Below are 19,524 nucleotides of genomic sequence, written 5' to 3'. Positions count from 1 at the left end.
TCTTCTTTCATTTGCCTTTAAAGCAGTCGACCACTTTATAGACAGTTTTTCTTACGCATCTTGAGCAGCTATTTGCTTAATAAATTCTGTAACTGCCGCTTCAAGAATTTGGGTATCGCCTGAAAATATACGAATCCCCTCAGCAAGTTTCTCTGTAGCCATAGCATCTTCATTCATTAAGAAACGAAATACGCTTTCTGTTAATTCAACAGGCTGAACATCAAGTTTCTTAGCTTCGGCCACATCCAATTTTTTCGTCACCGACGACTGATCTTTTTTCAATTCATCTAACAATTTCGGAGAAACCGTTAGCAAATCACAACCTGCTAAAGCTAATACTTGCTCTTTTGAGCGGAAAGAGGCTGCCATGATTTGTGTGGGGATATCAAACTTCTTATAATATGTATAGATATTCGATACCGATGCTACACCTGGATCCGTATCTATAGAATAACCTTCGTCTCCATAAGCTGCTATCCACCAATCATAAATACGACCAACAAAAGGTGAAATTAACGTAGCTTTTGCCTTTGCAGCCGCGATAGCTTGAATCAAATTAAAAATAAGGGTGACGTTACAAGAAATGCCTTGCTTTTCTAGTATTTCCACGGCTTGGATTCCTTCCCAAGTACCAGGAATTTTAACTAGAAGACGTTTCTTATCTCCTCCAGAAGCCACAAACAACTCACTCAAGAAAATTGCTCTTTGTACCATAGCTTCTGTATTAAATGAAAGACGAGCATCAATCTCAAGAGAAACTCTACCTGGAATGCACTTTAAAATTTCCAAGCCAAAGTTCACTTGTATCTTGTCTAAAACAAAAGTTAGAGTTTGAACATCATCGCCATTTTGTCGAATTCCCCAAGCAATAGCCTCTGTGAGCATTTCTTGGTACTTTGGTTCTTGTGCAACTTTAAGAATAAGAGACGGATTTGTCGTCGCATCTTGGGATCCCGAAGACTTAACTAGCTCTGGATCACCAGTATCGCAAACAAGAACACTTAAGAGCTTTAGTTGTTCGAATTGGCTAGACATAAACACCCTGTTATCACTACTCGTCTTTCGGTGAGGCTACCAAAAAAAAACATTACAATCAAGGAGGTTATGGATCAAAACTTAACCTCCTATTTCTATCGTTAAAGTTTAAAGCGGCTAACAAGCGCATTCGGATTCGCTTACAAAGTCAAAGACAAGATCCTCTTGTTCTTTTTCTAAGTATTGTTTAATACGCTTATGCGTATCGAACCCTGTGCCTCCAGGAATCATGTGTCCCATAATGACATTTTCTTTGAATCCTAAAAGGTAGTCAGTTTTACTACTACATGCAGCTTCTGTTAATACCCGAGTTGTATCTTGGAAGGACGCTGCAGAAATAAAGGACTCCGTACCCAATGAAGCTTTAGTAATTCCCAATAAGACAGGAACAGCTTGAGCAGGTTTTCCCCCGTCTTCTTCTGTACGTCGATTTTCTTCGTAAAACTCTTTCTTATTAACTTCTTCGCCGAAAAGTAAAGTTGTATCACCTGGGTCGGTAATGCGAACTTTCTGCAACATTTGACGAACAATGATTTCAATGTGTTTATCGTTAATGTCCACACCTTGTAGACGATAAACTTCTTGGACTTCATTCACCAAATATTTCTGTAGTTCACGAACACCGCAGATTTCTAAGATTTCATGAGGCACAACTAAACCATCGGTTAGCTGTTGTCCCTTCATCACAGTATCGCCTCGTTGAACAATCAAGTGTTTGGTCAATGGAATTAGGTGTTCTTCTTCCATTCCTGTTATTTCATCACGAACAACAAGAATACGTTTGTTTTTCTGAATTCCTTTAAAGTCTACAACCCCGTCGATTTTTGCAATATCCGCAGCATCTTCAGGTTTTCTAGCTTCAACTAATTCAGCAACCCGAGGTAAACCACCGGTAATATCCTTAGTTTTAATTGCTCCACGAGGTAATCGCGCCAATAACATACCTGGGTCAACTTTTTGGTTTTCTTCAACAGAAATAATCGCTCCAGAAGGAATAGCATATGTTCCAACCAATTCCGTTAATCCTGCATCAGAATAAATTGCAATTTGAGGATGCAGTTCTCCTCGATGCTGCTTAACAATAAGCTCGACTAATCCTGTATTTTTATTGACGACTTTCTCTGTAGAAATACCTTCTACTAAGTCTTCATATTTCACGAAACCAGGCTTATCACAGATAATTGGAATATTGTGCAGCTCGACTTCCGCAATTCTTTGACCTGCGGAAACTTTCTCACCATCACCAACTAAAATCTTAACACCAAGCTCTACAGGATAGGTCTCCAAACTTTCTATGGATTTCGTACTTAAAAGTTTTTTGTATTCTTCTAAACTACGTCCTTCATCACGTACGACGTGGATTGCTCCCTTCTTGTTCAAGACCAGATGATTTCCATCCTGACCAACAACAACGCGAAGATCCATATACACTAGGACACCATCACAATCTGTAACAATTTCTGGAGTTGATGATGTAGCAGCGATACCCCCAAGGTGGAACGTTCTCATTGTTAACTGCGTTCCAGGTTCTCCAATGGATTGAGCGGCAATAATACCTACAGCTTCCCCTAAACCAATAAGGCGACCGTTGGCAAGATTCAATCCGTAGCACTTAGCGCAAACACCGCGACGGCTTTCGCAAGTAAGAGTGGAACGAATTTTGATACTTTCAATACCTGCATCATCAATAAGTTCTGCTTGAGCCGATGTAATCACATCTCCATTTTTAGCAAGAAGCTTGCTCTTATCTCCAGGCTGATAGATATCTTCTGCTACCGTACGACCGTAGATACGATCTTTTAAAGGTAAGAGCTCTTCAGAACCTTGGCGAATTGCAGAAATTTCGATATGATTTAACGTTCCACAATCTTTTTCCGTAATAATTACGTCTTGAGCTACGTCAACAAGTCTTCGAGTTAAATATCCAGAATCTGCTGTTTTTAAAGCTGTATCAGCTAGACCTTTCCGAGCACCGTGAGAAGAAATTGAGTATTCAAGAACGGTCAATCCTTCGCGGAAATTCGAGGTGATTGGAGATTCAATAATGGCACCGTTTGGTTTAGCCATCAAACCTCGTAAAGCCCCTAACTGTTTCAACTGAGATTTGTTACCTCGCGCACCGGAGTCAATCATCAAGTATAGAGGATTGTGTTTGCTCTTAGTTTGCTTACTAATCTCAACATACAGAGCGTCGGACAAGGATTCTGAAACTTCAGTCCAAATACTAATAGTTTTGGAATGACGTTCCCCGTCTGTAATAATACCGTCGTCGTACTGCTTTTTAACAACAGCAACTTTATCATAAGCCTCTTTAAGAATGTCACTCTTAATCTCTGGAATTCGAACATCCTTTAATCCCATGGAAATCGCAGCTTTTGTTGCTTGAATAAACCCTAGATCTTTAAGATCATCCAAGAAACGTACTGTAGCTTCAAGACCGACTTTCTTATAGCATTGTAAAATCAATTCACTAATGCGCTTGCTTGGCATGCTGTAATTTTGAAACCCTAATTCCTTAGGAACAATTCTGTTAAATAAAACTCTTCCTGGGGTGGTTTCAATAATCTGACCATCGATACGCACTTTAATCTTTTCATGAATATGGATACCACGACCAGTCTCGTCACGACGGTTATCTATGCGATCATCAAGGAATCCACCTGCATATAACGCACGCAATACTTCAGCAACGTCTTTAAAGATCTTAATTTTTCCACCGTGATCTTCTGGGAAATAGGTAGGATCAGCCATTAGGTAGTAAATACCTAACGTCATGTCTTTAGAGGGCGTAGCCACAGGTTTTCCAGAGGATGGTAAGAAGATGTTATCTGGAGCCATCATCAAAACTTTAGCTTCTAATTGCGCTTCGATAGACAATGGTACGTGAACAGCCATTTGGTCTCCATCGAAGTCAGCGTTGAAGGCAGCGCATACTAGTGGGTGAACACGAATCGCTTTACCTTCAATTAATACTGGCTCAAAAGCCTGAATCCCTAAACGGTGAAGTGTAGGCGCTCGATTAAGCAAGACCGGATGTCCCTTAATGATTTCTTCTAAAACATCCCAAACCTCGGGAGCTCCACGTTGAATCATTTTCTTTGCAGAACGAATAGTGTAGACACTACCTTGATCCTTCAGTCTTTTAATAATGAATGGCTCAAATAATTCGAGAGCCATTTCTTTAGGCAGACCGCATTGATTAAATTTCAATTCGGGACCGACGATAATAACAGAACGTCCAGAATAGTCGACACGCTTACCTAAAAGGTTCTGACGGAAGCGTCCATTTTTCCCTTTCAACATTTCAGAAAGCGATTTCAGAGGACGATTTCCAGCCCCCATGACAGGATGTCCGTGACGACCATTATCAAATAAAGCATCCACAGCTTCCTGTAGCATACGCTTTTCATTGCGGACGATCACTTCAGGAGTTTTTAGCCTTAAAATAGCCTTTAGACGATTGTTGCGATTGATTACACGGCGATATAGATCGTTTAAATCAGAAGTTGCAAACCTTCCACCGTCTAATGGAACTAACGGACGAAGATCAGGTGGAACAACTGGAATACTTTTTAGCACCATCCATTCAGGATTATTAGAAGAGGAAACAAAACCTTCAATAATCTTTAATCGTTTAGCAAGTTTCATTCTCGCTTGCTGAGATTTGGTTTTTCGCAAACGATCCTTAAGTTCCTTTAATAAACTTTGAAGATCTTCTGATTTTAATAAATCATAGATAGCTTCTCCGCCCATTTTTGCTACAAAAGAATCCTTACCCCACTTCTCAACGACTTCTCTATATTGAGCGTCATTTAAAAGCTGCTTTTTATTCAAATCTGTCTTACCTGGATCAATCACTACGTATTCTTCGTAGTAAATAATCCTTTCAAGATCAGAAGCAGTCATTCCTAAGACGTTACCTATTCTTGATGGTGTAGTCTTAAAAAACCAAATATGCACAATTGGAACAGCCAGCTCAATATGAGCCATACGCTCACGACGAACTTTAGAAAGAGTTACCTCTACTCCGCAACGATCGCAAACAATGCCTTTATGTTTGATTTTCTTATATTTACCACAACAACATTCCCAATCCTTTGTAGGACCGAAAATCTTTTCGCAAAACAGTCCACCTTTTTCAGGTTTAAACGTACGGTAATTGATTGTTTCAGGCTTCTTGATTTCCCCACAAGACCACTTATCGCGAATAGTAATATCTGAGGCAATTCCAATTTCTAATTTATCAAATAGCCTCTCTTTGGATAGAGCGGCATTGTCTCGAGAACCTTCTCCGAACATTATTGTTTTTCTCCAACAAGTGATTTTTTAAGCATCTACTACCATAGGACGAACATCTAGTCCTAAACCTTGCATTTCTTTAATCAAGACGTTAAACGACTCAGGTGTACCTGATTTAAGGAGGTTTTCCCCTTTAACAATGGATTCGTAAATCCTTGTTCGCCCAGAAACGTCATCAGATTTTACTGTGAGAATCTCTTGAAGCATATGAGCTACCCCATAAGCTTCTAACGCCCACACTTCCATCTCCCCAAATCTTTGACCTCCCATCTGAGCTTTACCTCCAAGAGGCTGCTGAGTAACTAGAGAGTAAGGACCAATAGATCTGGCGTGAATTTTATCTGCAATTAAGTGGCTGAGTTTCAACATATAAATGTAGCCAATGACCACAGTATTATCGAATCTCTCTCCTGTCTTTCCGTCATATAGATAAGACTTACCGTCTGCAGGTAATCCCTGTTCGATCATCATGTCCCAAATACGAGATTCTGGGAATCCTTCAAATACCGGAGTTTTTACATGAATGCCGGCAGTTTTTGCTGCGTAACCAAGATGTGTTTCCAACACTTGGCCTAAGTTCATCCTCGAAGGCACCCCAAGAGGATTTAAGATCATCTGTATAGTTTCGCCATTAGCTAAGTAAGGCATGTCAGCTTCTGGGACAATCTTAGAGACCACCCCTTTGTTTCCATGACGTCCTGCCATTTTATCTCCAACCTGGAGTTTTCTTTTTGAAGCTACATAAACTTTAACCTGACGAATTACGCCATGATCGAGATCAGCATCACCTTCACGGATATGCTCAACTTCTGTTTTATAGTTAACTTCTAGGCGTTGTAAAGACGTTTCGTAGTCAGAAAGCAGATTCTTCAAGACATCGTACATATCGCAAGGGGGCATAAGAAGATCAACTAAAGACTCTTGTTCAAGAAGCTCTATGGTCTCTTGATCAAAAACAGTGCCCTCCTGAACCAAAATATCAGCAGTACGACGATGAATAATCGAAGCTGGAGCTTTCTCATTAAGTAATAATGCTCCAAGTTTCTCACGATATTCAGTCTTTAATACTGAAATTTGATTTTTATATCCTTTCTGCAGATCTTTTAAATGCACAGCTTCTTCTACAAGTTCATCGTCACTTTTAGAAAGTCTGTCTTTTCTACTAAAGACTTTAACATCCATGACAACCCCCTCTGTTCCTGGAGGTACTGTCAAGGAGGCATCCTTAACATCTGCAGCCTTCTCTCCAAAAATAGCTCGTAATAGACGCTCTTCTGGAGCTAGTTCTGTTTCTGATTTTGGTGTAATTTTACCTACAAGGATGTCGCCAGGTTTGACTTCAGCTCCAATACGAATAATTCCGTCTTCACCTAAGTTAGCTAGAACTTCTTCAGAAACGTTAGGAATATCGCGAGTAATTTCTTCTTTTCCTAACTTTGTATCCCTAGCTGTCAATTCAAACTCTTCAATATAAATTGAAGTGTAGGCATCTTGCTTAATAAGTTTCTCAGAAATAATAACCGCATCTTCGAAGTTGTATCCATACCAAGGCATGAAGGCAACTAGGATATTCTTTCCTAAGGCAAGCTCACCTTGATCTGTGGCGGGCCCATCAGCAATAACATCGCCTTTAACTACAATATCTCCAACACTGCATAGGGGTCTTTGATTGATGCATGTGCCTGAATTCGACCTTAAGAATTTCTTAAATTCATAGGTACGTTTAAGTGTCGGGTTATGTTTAGCTGCAACAACTACTTTATAACCGTCAACGTACTCAACAACCCCGTCTTCTTCAGCAACAACAATAGCACCAGAGTCTTTAGCTGCTCGTGCCTCTAACCCTGTTCCAACTATAGGAGCCTCTGTTTTCAATAAAGGCACAGCTTGACGTTGCATGTTTGATCCCATGAGAGCACGGTTAGCGTCATCATGTTCTAAAAATGGAATTAAACCTGTAACAATCGAAACTAATTGCTTTGGAGAAACGTCCATATGTGTAACGGTGCTTGTATCAGCTTCAAAAGCTTCTCCCCGATACCTTGCCCAACATACAGGATCTGTGAACATATTGTATTCATCTAGATTCGCAGAAGCCTGAGCAATTACACACTCTTCTTCGACATCGGCAGTCATGTACTCGATTTCATCTGTAACAACACCATCTCTAACAATACGATAGGGGGTTTCAATGAATCCGAATTCATTAATTTTTGCAAAAGAAGATAGAGAGGTGATTAAACCAATGTTTGGTCCTTCTGGAGTCTCAATTGGACAAATACGCCCGTAATGGCTTGCGTGCACGTCACGAACTTCAAATCCAGCTCTTTCTCTATTTAAGCCTCCGGGCCCCAAAGCTGACAAACGACGTTTATGCGTCAATTCCGCTACAGGATTGGTTTGATCCATAAATTGAGACAGTTGAGAACGACCGAAAAAGTCCTTTAAAACGCTTGTAAGACCTTTGGCGGAAATAATTTTTCCAGGAATCAAGGTATCGGAAGAAAAATCAAAAAGATTCATTCTTTCACGAACAATTTTTTCCATTCGCGCCAAACCAGAACGACATTGGTTTTGAATGAGTTCCCCTACAGAGCGTACACGACGGTTAGCCAAATGATCGATATCATCGATAGAGGCTTTCTCATCACCCATTTTTAAACGGATAAGATATTTTAAAGCGCCGATAACATCTTCTTTCCTTAATGTAACTTGAGATAGAGACTCTTCGTCCATCGGGAAACCGAGTTTTCTATTTAACTTATAACGCCCCACTCTTCCCAAGTTATAGCGCTTAGGGTCGAAGAATAGGCGCATAATCGTAGATCGTGCATTTGCCAATGTTGCAGGCTCTCCTGGACGCAATCTTCTGTAAAAGTCCTTTAAAGCAGCCTCATAAGAGTCTGTTGGATCTTTCGCCAACATTTTGATGATAGGGTGATTCTCATCTGCCTCTAAAGCAATTTTTAAAGTTGAAATATCAGCATCCAGCATACGTTTTAGCATTGCCGTGCTGAGCTTTTCCCCTGCTTTTCCGTAGACTAAAGAAGAGGCTTCGTCTAGAACGTTATCAGCTAAAATTTTACCGACTAAAACAGAAAAATCTTTCTCACTTTTTAAAGAGCATTCTTCTATTTGGAAAAATTCCTCAATAATATCAGCATCAGATGAATAACCCAGAGCGCGAATAAACGTCATCGCTAAAATTTTACGACGTCGTTTCTTTCTATCAATATGGATATAAATTAAATCATTGATGTCAAAAATAGCCTCTAGCCAACTACCTCGATAAGGAATGATTCTGAAAGAGAATAAAATATTTCCTTTAGAATGTTTTTCCTGTTCGAAGTTAATTCCCGGAGATCTGTGTACTTGAGAAACGACAACTCTTTCAGCACCATTGATAATAAAGGTACCCTTATCCGTCATAATGGGTATAGTCCCCATGTAGACTTCTTCTTCCTTGATCCCTGTTTCATCGGTCAAGCGGAAGCGAACTTTTAAGGTTACGCTATAGGTGATTCCTCGACGAATACACTCTTCTGGAGAGTATTTCGGTACACCCAGATTATAAGACAGGTACTCTAAAATGGTAGCTTCATTATAAGATTTAATTGGAAAGATCTCTCTAAAAACTTCTTCCAAGCCGACATTGTCGCGCTCTTCTGCAAGCTTCCCAATCTGAAGAAATTGCTTATATGACTTAATTTGAATTTCAATAAGATTTGGAAGATCTAAGATGTCTTCCTTTTTTTTGACGCTAACCCGCTCCGGGCATTTGAACATGCGAGCTCTCCTAAAAGACTATTGTGATGCCAAAAGACTTCCCTTAAACAAGCCTACGTATGCCTGCTAAGGGAGCATTACGATTGTATACATGATAAAAAAAAGAAAAGAAAAATCTCTCATAGATTTTTCTTTTCTATAAATTACAAGCCTTTAAAGGAAGCTTTTGCTCCAGCTTCTTGTAATTTCTTAACAGTATCTTCAGCATCAGACTTAGAAGTCTTTTCTTTAACAGTCTTAGGTAAGCCTTCTGTCATTTCTTTAGCTTCTTTTAAAGCTAATCCTGTTAATTCACGAACAACTTTCAATACGCCAATTTTCTTATCAGCAGGAACATCTTCTAAAATCACCGCAAATTCTGTGGACTCAGCAGGAGCAGCTTCAGCAGCAGCACCAGCAGCGGCAACAGCCACCATAGGAGCAGCGGCAGTGACATCCCATTTTTCTTCTAACATTTTCTTTAAATCAGCCAATTGGAGTACTGTTAAGTTGCTTAACATCTCTACTAAAGTTTCCAAACTTTGTGTTGTCACTTTTGTCACCCTTACTTAATTTGAGAGTTTTAACATTCTTCTTAGTTTTTTTGTATTTTCTGGTCGATACAGGAAACAACACCAGAAAGAGCCGAGCCCATAATTCCAACGACCTGAGACATCGGAGCAGCTATTAGCCCAACAATTTGCTGTCTTAGTTCTTTCATTGAAGGCAATTTGGCAACAGCCTCTACTTCTTTGCCAGACAAGTTGGCGCTATCAATTCGTCCAGCGAGAAAAACTAGTGAATCGTTATGTTGTTTATTAAAATCTAAAACTTGTTTTGCAGCAGAAACAGCGTCATCATAAGCAAACACTACGCCTAGATGTCCGCTCGTATCTGAAGAATCTATATCAAAACCAGCACTTTGTATAGCTTTGAAAAAAATTCTCTTTTTTAACACTTCAAATTCTGCAGAAACTCCAGAGAGTGAATTACGAAACTCTCTAGAATGCGCAGCCGTAAATCCAAGATATCTTAATAAAATAAAACCTTGGGATGCGGAGATTTTCTCTTCTACCTCTTGAAGAAGTAACTTCTTTTCTTCTTTCATTTTCCCTCTTGAATTAAGACGCCATTAACTCTCTAGTATCAACAGAAATACCAGGTCCCATGGTTGAAGAAACGGTAAATGACACTAGATACTGCCCCTTAGCTGCAGGCGGCTTAGCTTTAATTAAAGCAGAACATAGAGCTTCAATATTTTCTTTAAGAAGCTGTCCATCAAAAGATAGCTTACCCACACCAGCATTGCATACTCCAGCACGGTCTGCCTTAAATTCAATTTTTCCCTTACGCAATTCAGCAATAGCCTTGACCACATCTGTGGTTACTGTTCCAGCTTTAGGTGTGGGCATAAGGTTTCTAGGCCCTAGGACCTTTCCTAACTTTCCAACTTCACGCATCATGTCTGGAGTTGCGACTGCGACATCAAAGTCTACCCAACCACCTTTAATTTTTTCGACAAGATCGTCACTACCCACAAAATCAGCTCCAGCATCTAGTGCTTCCTTAGCCTTTTCTCCAGCAGCAAAAACAAGAATTCTTAAAGTTTTTCCCGTGCCATTAGGCAAAGAAACAGATCCTCGAATTTGCTGATCACTTTTCTTTGGATCTATGCCCAATTTAATAGATACGTCGACAGTTTGATCAAAGCGCACTGTGGGGCATTGTTTTAAAATATCTATAGCTTCTTGCAAAGAATATGACTTTGAAAAATCATAGCTTTTTAAGATGCTTCGTATACGTTTTCCATGTTTTGTCATAATTATGCAGCCCTATTACAATTTACTCGACGTCTATACCCATACTTCGGGCTGTTCCTTCTACCATGCGTTTTGCAGACTCAAGAAGAACGACGTCCATATCTTTCATTTTTTGTTCGGCAATGGCTGTAACTTGCTCCTGAGTCAATTTTCCAACTTTATTTCTGTTAGGAATCTTGGATCCAGATTCTAAATTCAAAGCCTTTTTGATTAATGAAGATACGGGAGGTTGTTTGGTTATGAATGTGAAAGTTTTATCTGAATAAACAGTAATTACTACAGGCAACAGGTCTCCAGGACGATCTTGCGTTGCAGCATTAAACTCTTTGCAAAAACCCATAATATTTACGCCAGCAGCACCTAAAGCTGGTCCTATTGGAGGGGCTGGATTGGCTTTACCGCCAGGAATTTGCAGTTTAATTAACTTAATCACCTTTTTATTCGACATACTAAACCTTACTCTATCTTGACACCCCTCTACGAATAACGAGGAGGAAACGAAAAACTAAAATTATAAGAAGATGGAGAATAAGAATACACAGATTTTCTTACTCTTATTCACTTTCTTGTTCCGGAGCCACCTCTTCTACCTGCCAAAACTCTAAATCATCAACACGAGTTTCCCTTCCAAAGATGGATACCATGACACTGAGACGCCCTTTGTCATGGAAAACCTCAGAAACAACACCGATAAAGTTTACAAAAACGCCATCATTAATTTTGACTCTAGACCCAATGTCAAATTTATGTTTTTGAACAACTCCCGCTTTCTTCTCTTCGATATCCTTTAAAATATTTCTTACTTCATCTTCAGATAAGGCTAGAGGAACTCCTCCACCTAAAAATTCAACAACACCGGGATTATTTTTTACGTATAGCCAAGACTCATCTGTAAGATGCATTTTGATTAACAAGTATCCCGGCCAGATGAACTTCTCAACGATTTTATGTTCACCTCTTTTTACTTCCATAACGTTTTCTATAGGCAAGACAATCTCTTGTATAAAATCCGTCATTCCAGAAGATTCTTTAAAATCTTCTAAAGCTTTTTTAACTGTTTTCTCTTGAGCCGTAAAAACTTGAACGACATACCATTTAAACATGCAACTAACCAAACAAAAAGCTTGTTATACTACTTAACAGTGTAAGTAACTTACGAAACACCAAATCCACACAATATATAGAAAAACCCAAGCCAAAAATACTGGCGATCACAATTTTAACGTATCTTTTAAGATCTCGTTTATTGACCCATTCGATTTTTTTAATTTCATCTAGAAAGCCTGATCCTTCTTGCTTTTTAGCTTTAGCTATTATTTTAGAAAGTGTCTTTTGGTGAGTGCGTTGTTTCATAAGCGAATTTCTAGATCAAAAACTAAGTCTAAAACGGGTGCGAAGGGAGTCGAACCCCCGACCGGCGGCTTTGGAGGCCACTGCTCTACCAACTAAGCTACACACCCAAAAGCATGATTAAGACCGACGCCCTAATCATGCTTATAAAATTACCTAAACTAGGCAATAATTTTTGAAATCGTTCCAGCGCCGATTGTACGACCACCTTCACGAATAGCAAATCTCATACCTTCTTCTAGAGCTACGGGGCTAATTAATTGAACATCGATTTCAACGTTATCCCCTGGCATAACCATCTCTGTTCCTTCTGGAAGGTTTACAATACCAGTTACGTCTGTTGTACGGAAGAAGAATTGAGGTCTATATCCGGTGAAGAAAGGCTTATGGCGTCCACCTTCTTCTTTTTGCAAGATATAAACAGCACCTTTAAATTGAGTATGAGATTTTACGCTGTTAGGTTGGCAAATAACCATACCACGCTCAACATCATTCTTACCGATACCTCGGAGAAGCAATCCAACGTTCTCCCCTGCCTGTCCTTCTGGAAGTTCTTTTCTGAACATTTCTACGCCGGTAACAATACTTTCTCTGGTATCTCTTAAACCAACGATCTGTACTTTATCACCAACTTTAACAACTCCACGTTCAATACGGCCAGTTACTACTGTACCACGACCAGAAATAGAGAAGACGTCTTCGATAGGCATTAAGAAAGGCTTATCAATTTCACGCTCTGGCGTAGGGATGTTATCATCTACTGCTTGCATTAGCTCGCGAATTTTTTCAACATAACTTGCATCACCTTCTAAAGCTTTCAAAGCAGAACCACGGATGATAGGGCAACCTTTGTAGCCTTTTTCTTCTAGAAGCTCGGATAACTCCATTTCAACCAAGTCAACAAGCTCGGCATCCTCTTGAGAAATCATATCAATCTTGTTGAGGAAAACAACAATGTAAGGAACCCCAACCTGTCTTGCTAAAAGAATATGTTCTTTTGTTTGAGGCATCGCACCGTCAGTAGCGGACACAACGAGAATTGCTCCGTCCATTTGAGCTGCACCTGTAATCATATTTTTAACGTAGTCAGCGTGACCAGGACAGTCGACGTGAGCGTAGTGACGGTTAGGGGTTTCGTATTCAACGTGAGATGCGTTGATAGTAATTCCTCTAGCTTTTTCTTCAGGAGTATTGTCAATAGAACTGTAATCGCAAAAATTAGCCAACCCCTCTGCTGACAGCGCGCGTGTAATTGCAGCTGTTAGCGTAGTTTTACCGTGGTCAACGTGTCCAATGGTCCCTATATTGATATGGGGTTTATTACGTTGAAAAGTTTCTTTTGACATTTCAGAATCCTCATTAAATTAATTTTACTCCAACCATTGCTTCTGCCCAGAATAGGAATTGAACCTACGACCGCTTGCTTACCATGCAAGTGCTCTACCACTGAGCTATCTGGGCCTATATTTACTGTTTCATAACGGCTCAGAGAATTGCCTAGTCTATGTCACTTATTTTAAAACATCAATAGAAAACAGTTAACGATGTCTATATACCACTCTAGCTTTCGTTAGATCATAGGCCGACATTTCAACAGTGACTCGATCTCCAACAAGCAAGCGGATATTACTCATACGCATTTTACCGCATAAATGAGCTGTGACCGGCATGCCATTCTCTAATAATATTTTGAAATGCATCCCGGGAAGGAGTTCTTGCACTCTACCCTCAAGCACGATAGTGTCTTCTTTTTTTGCCATGTATTAATTATCCTTAAACAAAATCCTCTCGGCCAAAGGCATCTCAATATTAAAGACTGGCCAGACGGGCAGATTTGGTCTTTTTAGAGAATAGGGCTTATCCCTTTCTGCCCTATCCATAAATGCAGCAGAATTATATTCAGTACATAGAAAAAGTCAAACGCCTTTCACGGACAGCCTAAATATCGCAAAAACGTATAGAATGTTTTTGGACCGAAAGAAAATTTTTATTACAACATTTACAACTAAAATCTATTTACTTTACTATGTAGCAACTTAATTATCTTTAATAAAATAGAATGACATCTTCTGTTACTTTTGGAACTTCTTCTCCTACTAGCTTGGAGAATGTAGTAAGCACGCAAAATCTTAGTGAATCTACGAATATTCCTATAGAGAGTCCTCAGCTACCTGAAAGCAAGATTAACGGAATTAATATATCTTCTCATCCTCCTCTTTCTCACTTAAAAATTTTACCCTACCGTCCTTCTCCAAAAACATGTATGGACCACATCCGTTCTGTAGGAGAAAAAATTAGTTTATTCCTTCGAGACAACTGGAAGTATATTTTACTGTATATTCTTGCCTGGGCTTTAATATTAGCTTGTCATCATGTTATGGCGGTTACGTTAACCATATGGCTTGGCATAGGGTTAGGTATAGGCGTTGTTTTTGGTATTTTTACGGCAAATGTTTTAGATAGAAAGAACAAATATAAAAACACGAATAGCCTTTGGAATCTGATGAATTATGGGCTGCAACAGCTTGACCCTAACGGCACTCGTCAAATTCTGCTAGCGACGATTATAGCTTCGATATCTTCTCTGATTTATGCTATTCCTGAGGCTGTAGGATTTACGATTGGTGCTTGCATAGGGAATCAGATTAGTATTCTGATCTCCTATGGGTTACGTTTACGTGATGACGATAATTATGTTGCGGATCGAGCCGCTTTTGATAAAAAAGTAGCGAACATTCAAAAAGCAATTAACTTCTATCAACTAGTTAAAAATCAAATGATTATGCAGAAGCAACTTTCTGCTATAGCGACGCAACAAAATACGCCGCAAATGACTAGTACACTACATTCACTTCAATTGCAAATGAATGCGCCCTTGCCCTATATATTCGACATGCCTAAAATGCAGCATCAAGATCATCTACATTTTAGCGATCCGGATCTTGTTATTGCTTCTGCAAATCAAAGAATTCTTTCCCTATCGCAAACTTTAACTTACCTAAGACAAGAGCCAAATCGTGTTGTTGAGGAATAGTTTGGAACCGTCAGCATGCCCACTACATCATTCTGGCTGTTTGAAAAAACAGCTCCTCATTTCACAAATGCTTTTTCCTGAAAAGTTTCATAAAGATACGTTGTATGACACTCTTCTAAACTTTGGATCACGCTCAAATAGTTTTGATAAAAGCAAAATCACACGAGAGCACCTTGTATTAGGCTGTCAAAGTGATTTGTATCTTTATGAAGTGCATCAAGAGGGACGCTTATTCTTTTTCACACATACGGAAGCATTGATTTCTTCTGGAATAGCCGCATTATTTTCTGAGGTATATTCCGGAGAAACCCCCGTTACGATATTAACCTGTAAACCTGTATTTTTCGACCAACTTAGCCAATACTTATCTATTGGAAGAGTAAATGGCGGGGAATCTCTGTATATGCGTATGAAGCAAATTTCTGTACGCTATCTCAAATCTTCGGATTAGATGATGGATATCTCTTGCTTATCAGATGCTTATATGTTAATATCCGCTCTCTTAATCACGGGGCAGTAGCTCAGCGGTTAGAGCCACGGACTCATAACCCGTTGGTCACAGGTTCGAATCCTGTCTGCCCCAAGTTCACTCTCTATGTCTCTTCGTCACTGTCTTTTGTGCATTGTTGTCTTAATGCATTTTGATTTCTAAAAATCAGGTCTAGACCTGCCAATCTTTAAAAATTTACTTTCTAGTCCAACTGTCAGCACGATATTTTCCCGATTTAGCTTATGGCGGCGAGACTAAAATAAAGAACTGCGCTCCAATCGAGTCCCTGAAAAAACAAAACAACTTTAAAATGTTTATCACAAGCTGGGATGTATTCCCCTACATGGAAATTCAACAGCAACCAATTCAGAAGATTTGTTGGGGATCATGCATCTAAATAAAAAAGGTTCTACTTATGTAGAACCTTTTTCTAAAATAATTTTTAATAAAAATTAGAAGTAGTGTTTGCGAAAGAAATGAACAGCGGATCTACCTTTAATCACTAGGAGTATTTTTAAAATTTCTCCGAGAATAAATGGTGCGGCCCCTAATTGGAAACCTCTAATCAGATTTATAGAGTCTGTTATGGATGTCACATAGAAATAACAAGCGAGCCAGAACGATCCTAGAGCCATCATAACGAGCGCAGCTCCAGCAAGAATCGAGGCTAACATACATACATTAGGAGATCTAAATCGACGATACAACAGAGATATAAACGCTGCTGCCATAGGAAAAGCATATAAATACCCCGCTGTTGGGCCAAAAAATGCAGCTATACCATATCCTGAACTACAAAACACAGGAAGGAATAATCCTTCTAAAAGATAAGCCAGAACACTACCAACAGCGATTATTGGAGAGCAAGCAACACCAATACAATAAATCCCCAGAGTTTGAAAAGTTATTGGAACGGGAGTAAAAGGAAGCTGCAAGGTAATTTTTGCTAATAAAGCAAGAAAAATAGATCCCCCGAAGATTTTAACTATCGAATTACTTAGTATCTCTGACAACCAAGACTTCTTTACTAGGCTATAACTCATACCCCTCCTAATTAATCATTACCCTTGATGACCATCAAGGGAATATTCTGTAGCTTTACACTAACTCTTGTCAATTTCTGAATCTTGAAACATCCTTCACCACCCTATAAAAGAAAACTCAACCCAAACATATATTCTTTTAATAACAAACCCACAATTGATTAATTGTGAATTTATTATTATTTAAATAGGAACGCATCTAAAAGGATTTCTTAACATTTGTTTTTAGAATATACTCTCGATAGAGAATCTCATAAAGACAAGACGGAAGCTCTTAGTGTCAAGACGATGCTAGTTGTTATAGAGCCAAGCACCGAATCCTTAACTCTCTTCTATGCAACAAAAACAACAGAGAACTTTAATACATACTTAAGCTCGCTGAAGAACTCCTTTTGCAAAACGAAGTAAGTTCAATGTGTAGCCACTAATAACAACATTCTGCGACAACAAACTTCAATACATTTCTACAATAACATTCCAATGGCTCTGGCCTCAAAACAAAAAAAGTATCTGCGAAAAAATCGCAGATACTTTTACAAACTCGCCAAACTATAGTGTTTGTTCTTATTTTTTAGTCGCTATCATGTCTCTAGCCCACTTTTCACGCTTCCACGCAAGCTCTTTATCTGCTTTCTCTTTCTGCCATGCAAGAAGATCTTTTTTAAATTCCAATTCTCTTTCTCGCATTTCAAGGTCTTTGTAAGCATACTCCAACTCTTTAGAACATTGATGTCGTCTCCAGAGTTAGGTCAGTTCATCAAGTTTTTGTAACAGGATGTTGAAGGAGAGGTTTTCGTTATTTATCTCTTCATCCGGGAGTTGTAGACAGAAGAAAATGTCCTTACATGCTTGCAGAATCCTCTGTCCTGAAGGAGTCTCTTTCATGAGTTCTACAGCTTGTTGACAATTTTCTAATTCTAGATTCTTATTTTTACATATAAGAGCAAGATCACGATATAAATCCTGGCCTTCCTCCACTAGAACTAGAAACAAGGAATCTATCCGTTCAGTCAGAGCTTCTTTATCCTCATCGCTTATAGAATCAAAACAATAATCCACTCTAGAACTCAGACCTGCAAAAGGCTCATGCACAATAGTATCTATGTGTTCTGCAAAAACATTACTACAACATAACAAAACAGTTAAACTATATATTAAATATTTCTTCATTGTAAACGCTTCTGTCTCACTTCTAAAATGAATCCGTCTTCTCAAATCCGAGGAGAATTGTAGGGAATAAACAACGAAAATGCAAACAAAATCACCTAGAAGAAAACCTGAAGTTTTTATAAATAAAATAAAGAAAATTAAAACAAGAGAAAACAAACATGTAACACATCTTAAAAAGCAAAAAGCCCCCAGTTTCTTCTAAAGGCAACAATGTTCTCTTGATTTGTGATATTTACCCTCACAGCAACGGAGCATGCATAAAACGCGTAAAACGCAAGAAATCGATATATAAACTATCGTGATAAACATCAGCACTCCGTGATAAACAAACATAGATAGCCGCGTTATTCCTATTTTTCCTAACAAGCCATTCATTCTATCCAACTTAAGGATGTCTACAATGAGATTTATCAAGTTCAGCTTGCACATTGCCCGCCTTGGATTTAGCTTAGGTTCGGGTTGAACAGTTCGTCTAGGCAATATAAGAATTTCATTATGTCGATGCATATGTCATTCGGTAGAGAAAAAGAGATAATCGCCAAGGAAAGATGCAATCTAAATTATTTAAAATCAACAAGAAAGGACGAAAAAACTTAAAGAGCAAACTATTGAAAATATATGATTTTCTCTTTGAAAACTATGTGAACACGCATTCACATATTTGTGACCATTGTGACATTTTTTCCACAAGCACAGGCAAGACTTTTTTATTCTGCAAATCCTTAATAGACAAAGGCAAACGCAAAATATCGTATGCGATATCCTGCTTGTAGGCTAACATCGCTTTAATAGATATAGGATTGGTTGTTTGATTGATCCAGCTAACGAGCTCGCACCATAACAGTGAATTATTCTTATTAAAAGGATCTTCTACATAGTTATGAGCTTCTTTTGGCCAGCTATTAGATAAAACAGAAATTAATCCACGAGCTCCGCACTGATGCATTTGTGGCCATAGACCATCATCTCCACAATAGATAATGAGATTAGGACATACTTGTGTATATTCCCGACATCTGTCTATAGAGCCTCCTGAATCTTTGATACCGTAGAAAAAAGGATGGCCGGACAAAGCGCGTACGGTTTCTAAATATATCGGAGATCCAGCTCTAGAGGGGATGTTATAAAGAATCGCAGGTTTATTCGTAATATTTAAGATGGATTCAAACCACAAAATCTGGCCTTGAATCCCGGGTTTAGTATAAATAGGGCTAGTGATTAAAAAACCATCAACAGGATACGACTGACATAAACTCACCCATGCAGAAGCTTCATGTAATGAGGTTCCTGGAACACCAACAATTATAGGAATCTTGAGATCCAAAGAGCAGGCATAGGCAACTAGTTTTTCCTTTTCTTGTACTGTTAACGCTAAGCTTTCTCCTGTGCTTCCAAGTAGAACAACACCATTGCCTTCTTTTTCTTGAGAATGCAGCAACTTTTCAACACTTAGAAAATCTATATCATAATTAGGAAGGAATGGGGTGACACTCGCTGTAAGTAATTTCATAATGATCA

The 19,524-nt window shown here is 38.9% G+C and carries 16 protein-coding genes, 3 tRNA genes and 1 pseudogene; 3 read left to right on the top strand and 17 right to left on the bottom strand.

Features of this window, described 5'->3' with window-relative positions; genetic code table 11:
- Positions 1 to 51: 51 nt before the first annotated feature.
- From tal to infA, 13 genes are all read right to left on the bottom strand, one after another.
- Positions 52 to 1,035: a transaldolase gene (tal, locus tag CF_RS01630; protein WP_011457874.1), complete on the bottom strand. Its 984-nt coding sequence runs from the start codon at positions 1,033 to 1,035 to the stop codon at positions 52 to 54.
- A gap of 117 nt (positions 1,036 to 1,152) precedes the next feature.
- On the bottom strand, positions 1,153 to 5,334 hold the full coding sequence (gene rpoC, locus CF_RS01625) for a DNA-directed RNA polymerase subunit beta' (RefSeq protein WP_011457873.1): 4,182 nt from the start codon (positions 5,332 to 5,334) through the stop codon (positions 1,153 to 1,155).
- A gap of 27 nt (positions 5,335 to 5,361) precedes the next feature.
- Positions 5,362 to 9,120, bottom strand: a complete 3,759-nt coding sequence (rpoB, locus tag CF_RS01620; protein WP_011457872.1) for a DNA-directed RNA polymerase subunit beta — start codon at positions 9,118 to 9,120, stop codon at positions 5,362 to 5,364.
- A 143-nt stretch (positions 9,121 to 9,263) separates the two neighbouring features.
- Positions 9,264 to 9,653 carry a 50S ribosomal protein L7/L12 gene (rplL, locus tag CF_RS01615; protein ID WP_041468069.1) on the bottom strand — a complete coding sequence of 130 codons (390 nt, stop codon included), beginning with the start codon at positions 9,651 to 9,653 and terminating at the stop codon, positions 9,264 to 9,266.
- A 41-nt stretch (positions 9,654 to 9,694) separates the two neighbouring features.
- Complete coding sequence (gene rplJ, locus CF_RS01610) at positions 9,695 to 10,207, bottom strand: 50S ribosomal protein L10 (RefSeq protein WP_011457870.1); 513 nt, start codon at positions 10,205 to 10,207, stop codon at positions 9,695 to 9,697.
- Positions 10,208 to 10,220: 13 nt separating this feature from the next.
- Complete coding sequence (gene rplA, locus CF_RS01605) at positions 10,221 to 10,919, bottom strand: 50S ribosomal protein L1 (protein ID WP_011457869.1); 699 nt, start codon at positions 10,917 to 10,919, stop codon at positions 10,221 to 10,223.
- 22 nt (positions 10,920 to 10,941) lie between these two features.
- Complete coding sequence (gene rplK / locus CF_RS01600; protein ID WP_011457868.1) at positions 10,942 to 11,367, bottom strand: 50S ribosomal protein L11; 426 nt, start codon at positions 11,365 to 11,367, stop codon at positions 10,942 to 10,944.
- A 106-nt stretch (positions 11,368 to 11,473) separates the two neighbouring features.
- Positions 11,474 to 12,022 carry a transcription termination/antitermination protein NusG gene (nusG, locus tag CF_RS01595; RefSeq protein WP_011457867.1) on the bottom strand — a complete coding sequence of 183 codons (549 nt, stop codon included), beginning with the start codon at positions 12,020 to 12,022 and terminating at the stop codon, positions 11,474 to 11,476.
- A gap of 4 nt (positions 12,023 to 12,026) precedes the next feature.
- Positions 12,027 to 12,272, bottom strand: a complete 246-nt coding sequence (gene secE / locus CF_RS01590; RefSeq protein ID WP_011457866.1) for a preprotein translocase subunit SecE — start codon at positions 12,270 to 12,272, stop codon at positions 12,027 to 12,029.
- Positions 12,273 to 12,306: 34 nt separating this feature from the next.
- A tRNA-Trp gene (locus tag CF_RS01585) sits at positions 12,307 to 12,379 on the bottom strand.
- 51 nt (positions 12,380 to 12,430) lie between these two features.
- Positions 12,431 to 13,615 (bottom strand): elongation factor Tu, encoded by a 1,185-nt coding sequence (tuf, locus tag CF_RS01580; protein ID WP_011457865.1) that lies wholly within the window; start codon positions 13,613 to 13,615, stop codon positions 12,431 to 12,433.
- 43 nt (positions 13,616 to 13,658) lie between these two features.
- A tRNA-Thr gene (locus tag CF_RS01575) sits at positions 13,659 to 13,730 on the bottom strand.
- 77 nt (positions 13,731 to 13,807) lie between these two features.
- A complete protein-coding gene (gene infA / locus CF_RS01570) occupies positions 13,808 to 14,029 on the bottom strand; it encodes a translation initiation factor IF-1 (RefSeq protein WP_006343365.1) in 222 nt (73 codons plus the stop codon).
- A 299-nt stretch (positions 14,030 to 14,328) separates the two neighbouring features.
- On the opposite strand from infA, the gene CF_RS01565 reads away from it, so the two are divergent.
- The 3 genes from CF_RS01565 (at position 14,329) to CF_RS01555 (ending at position 15,886) form a co-directional block, all read left to right on the top strand.
- Positions 14,329 to 15,303 carry a hypothetical protein gene (locus CF_RS01565; RefSeq protein WP_011457864.1) on the top strand — a complete coding sequence of 325 codons (975 nt, stop codon included), beginning with the start codon at positions 14,329 to 14,331 and terminating at the stop codon, positions 15,301 to 15,303.
- A gap of 1 nt (position 15,304) precedes the next feature.
- Positions 15,305 to 15,754, top strand: a complete 450-nt coding sequence (locus CF_RS01560) for a SufE family protein (RefSeq protein ID WP_041467937.1) — start codon at positions 15,305 to 15,307, stop codon at positions 15,752 to 15,754.
- 59 nt (positions 15,755 to 15,813) lie between these two features.
- Positions 15,814 to 15,886 (top strand) — tRNA-Ile (locus CF_RS01555).
- Positions 15,887 to 16,245: 359 nt separating this feature from the next.
- Here CF_RS01555 and CF_RS01550 read toward each other — a convergent pair.
- The 4 genes and pseudogenes from CF_RS01550 to dapA all read right to left on the bottom strand — a co-directional run bounded on the left by CF_RS01550 (position 16,246) and on the right by dapA (position 19,516).
- Positions 16,246 to 16,836: a biotin transporter BioY gene (locus tag CF_RS01550; protein WP_011457862.1), complete on the bottom strand. Its 591-nt coding sequence runs from the start codon at positions 16,834 to 16,836 to the stop codon at positions 16,246 to 16,248.
- A gap of 564 nt (positions 16,837 to 17,400) precedes the next feature.
- Positions 17,401 to 17,535: pseudogene (locus CF_RS05335) on the bottom strand (hypothetical protein); the annotation flags it as partial.
- A 45-nt stretch (positions 17,536 to 17,580) separates the two neighbouring features.
- Positions 17,581 to 18,006 carry a hypothetical protein gene (locus tag CF_RS05290; protein WP_011457861.1) on the bottom strand — a complete coding sequence of 142 codons (426 nt, stop codon included), beginning with the start codon at positions 18,004 to 18,006 and terminating at the stop codon, positions 17,581 to 17,583.
- A 637-nt stretch (positions 18,007 to 18,643) separates the two neighbouring features.
- Positions 18,644 to 19,516, bottom strand: coding sequence for a 4-hydroxy-tetrahydrodipicolinate synthase (dapA, locus tag CF_RS01540; RefSeq protein WP_011457859.1), 873 nt, complete (start codon positions 19,514 to 19,516; stop codon positions 18,644 to 18,646).
- Positions 19,517 to 19,524 lie beyond the last annotated feature (8 nt).

It is taken from the genome of Chlamydia felis Fe/C-56, assembly GCF_000009945.1.
Lineage (GTDB): Bacteria > Chlamydiota > Chlamydiia > Chlamydiales > Chlamydiaceae > Chlamydia > Chlamydia felis.
The sequence above is the reverse complement of the archived record's forward strand: the minus strand, read 5'-3'. Positions and strand labels throughout refer to the sequence as shown.

Excerpts from the sequence above, each read along its gene's own strand:
- rplA (WP_011457869.1), bottom strand. The coding sequence starts at position 10,919 with ATGACAAAACATGGAAAACGTATACGAAGCATCTTAAAAAGCTATGAT.
- rpoC (WP_011457873.1), bottom strand. The coding sequence starts at position 5,334 with ATGTTCGGAGAAGGTTCTCGAGACAATGCCGCTCTATCCAAAGAGAGG.
- CF_RS01550 (WP_011457862.1), bottom strand. The coding sequence starts at position 16,836 with ATGAGTTATAGCCTAGTAAAGAAGTCTTGGTTGTCAGAGATACTAAGT.
- rplK (WP_011457868.1), bottom strand. The coding sequence starts at position 11,367 with ATGTCGAATAAAAAGGTGATTAAGTTAATTAAACTGCAAATTCCTGGC.
- tal (WP_011457874.1), bottom strand. The coding sequence starts at position 1,035 with ATGTCTAGCCAATTCGAACAACTAAAGCTCTTAAGTGTTCTTGTTTGC.
- secE (WP_011457866.1), bottom strand. The coding sequence starts at position 12,272 with ATGAAACAACGCACTCACCAAAAGACACTTTCTAAAATAATAGCTAAA.
- CF_RS01565 (WP_011457864.1), top strand. The coding sequence starts at position 14,329 with ATGACATCTTCTGTTACTTTTGGAACTTCTTCTCCTACTAGCTTGGAG.
- dapA (WP_011457859.1), bottom strand. The coding sequence starts at position 19,516 with ATGAAATTACTTACAGCGAGTGTCACCCCATTCCTTCCTAATTATGAT.
- CF_RS05290 (WP_011457861.1), bottom strand. The coding sequence starts at position 18,006 with ATGAAGAAATATTTAATATATAGTTTAACTGTTTTGTTATGTTGTAGT.
- rplJ (WP_011457870.1), bottom strand. The coding sequence starts at position 10,207 with ATGAAAGAAGAAAAGAAGTTACTTCTTCAAGAGGTAGAAGAGAAAATC.
- nusG (WP_011457867.1), bottom strand. The coding sequence starts at position 12,022 with ATGTTTAAATGGTATGTCGTTCAAGTTTTTACGGCTCAAGAGAAAACA.
- infA (WP_006343365.1), bottom strand. The coding sequence starts at position 14,029 with ATGGCAAAAAAAGAAGACACTATCGTGCTTGAGGGTAGAGTGCAAGAA.
- tuf (WP_011457865.1), bottom strand. The coding sequence starts at position 13,615 with ATGTCAAAAGAAACTTTTCAACGTAATAAACCCCATATCAATATAGGG.
- rpoB (WP_011457872.1), bottom strand. The coding sequence starts at position 9,120 with ATGTTCAAATGCCCGGAGCGGGTTAGCGTCAAAAAAAAGGAAGACATC.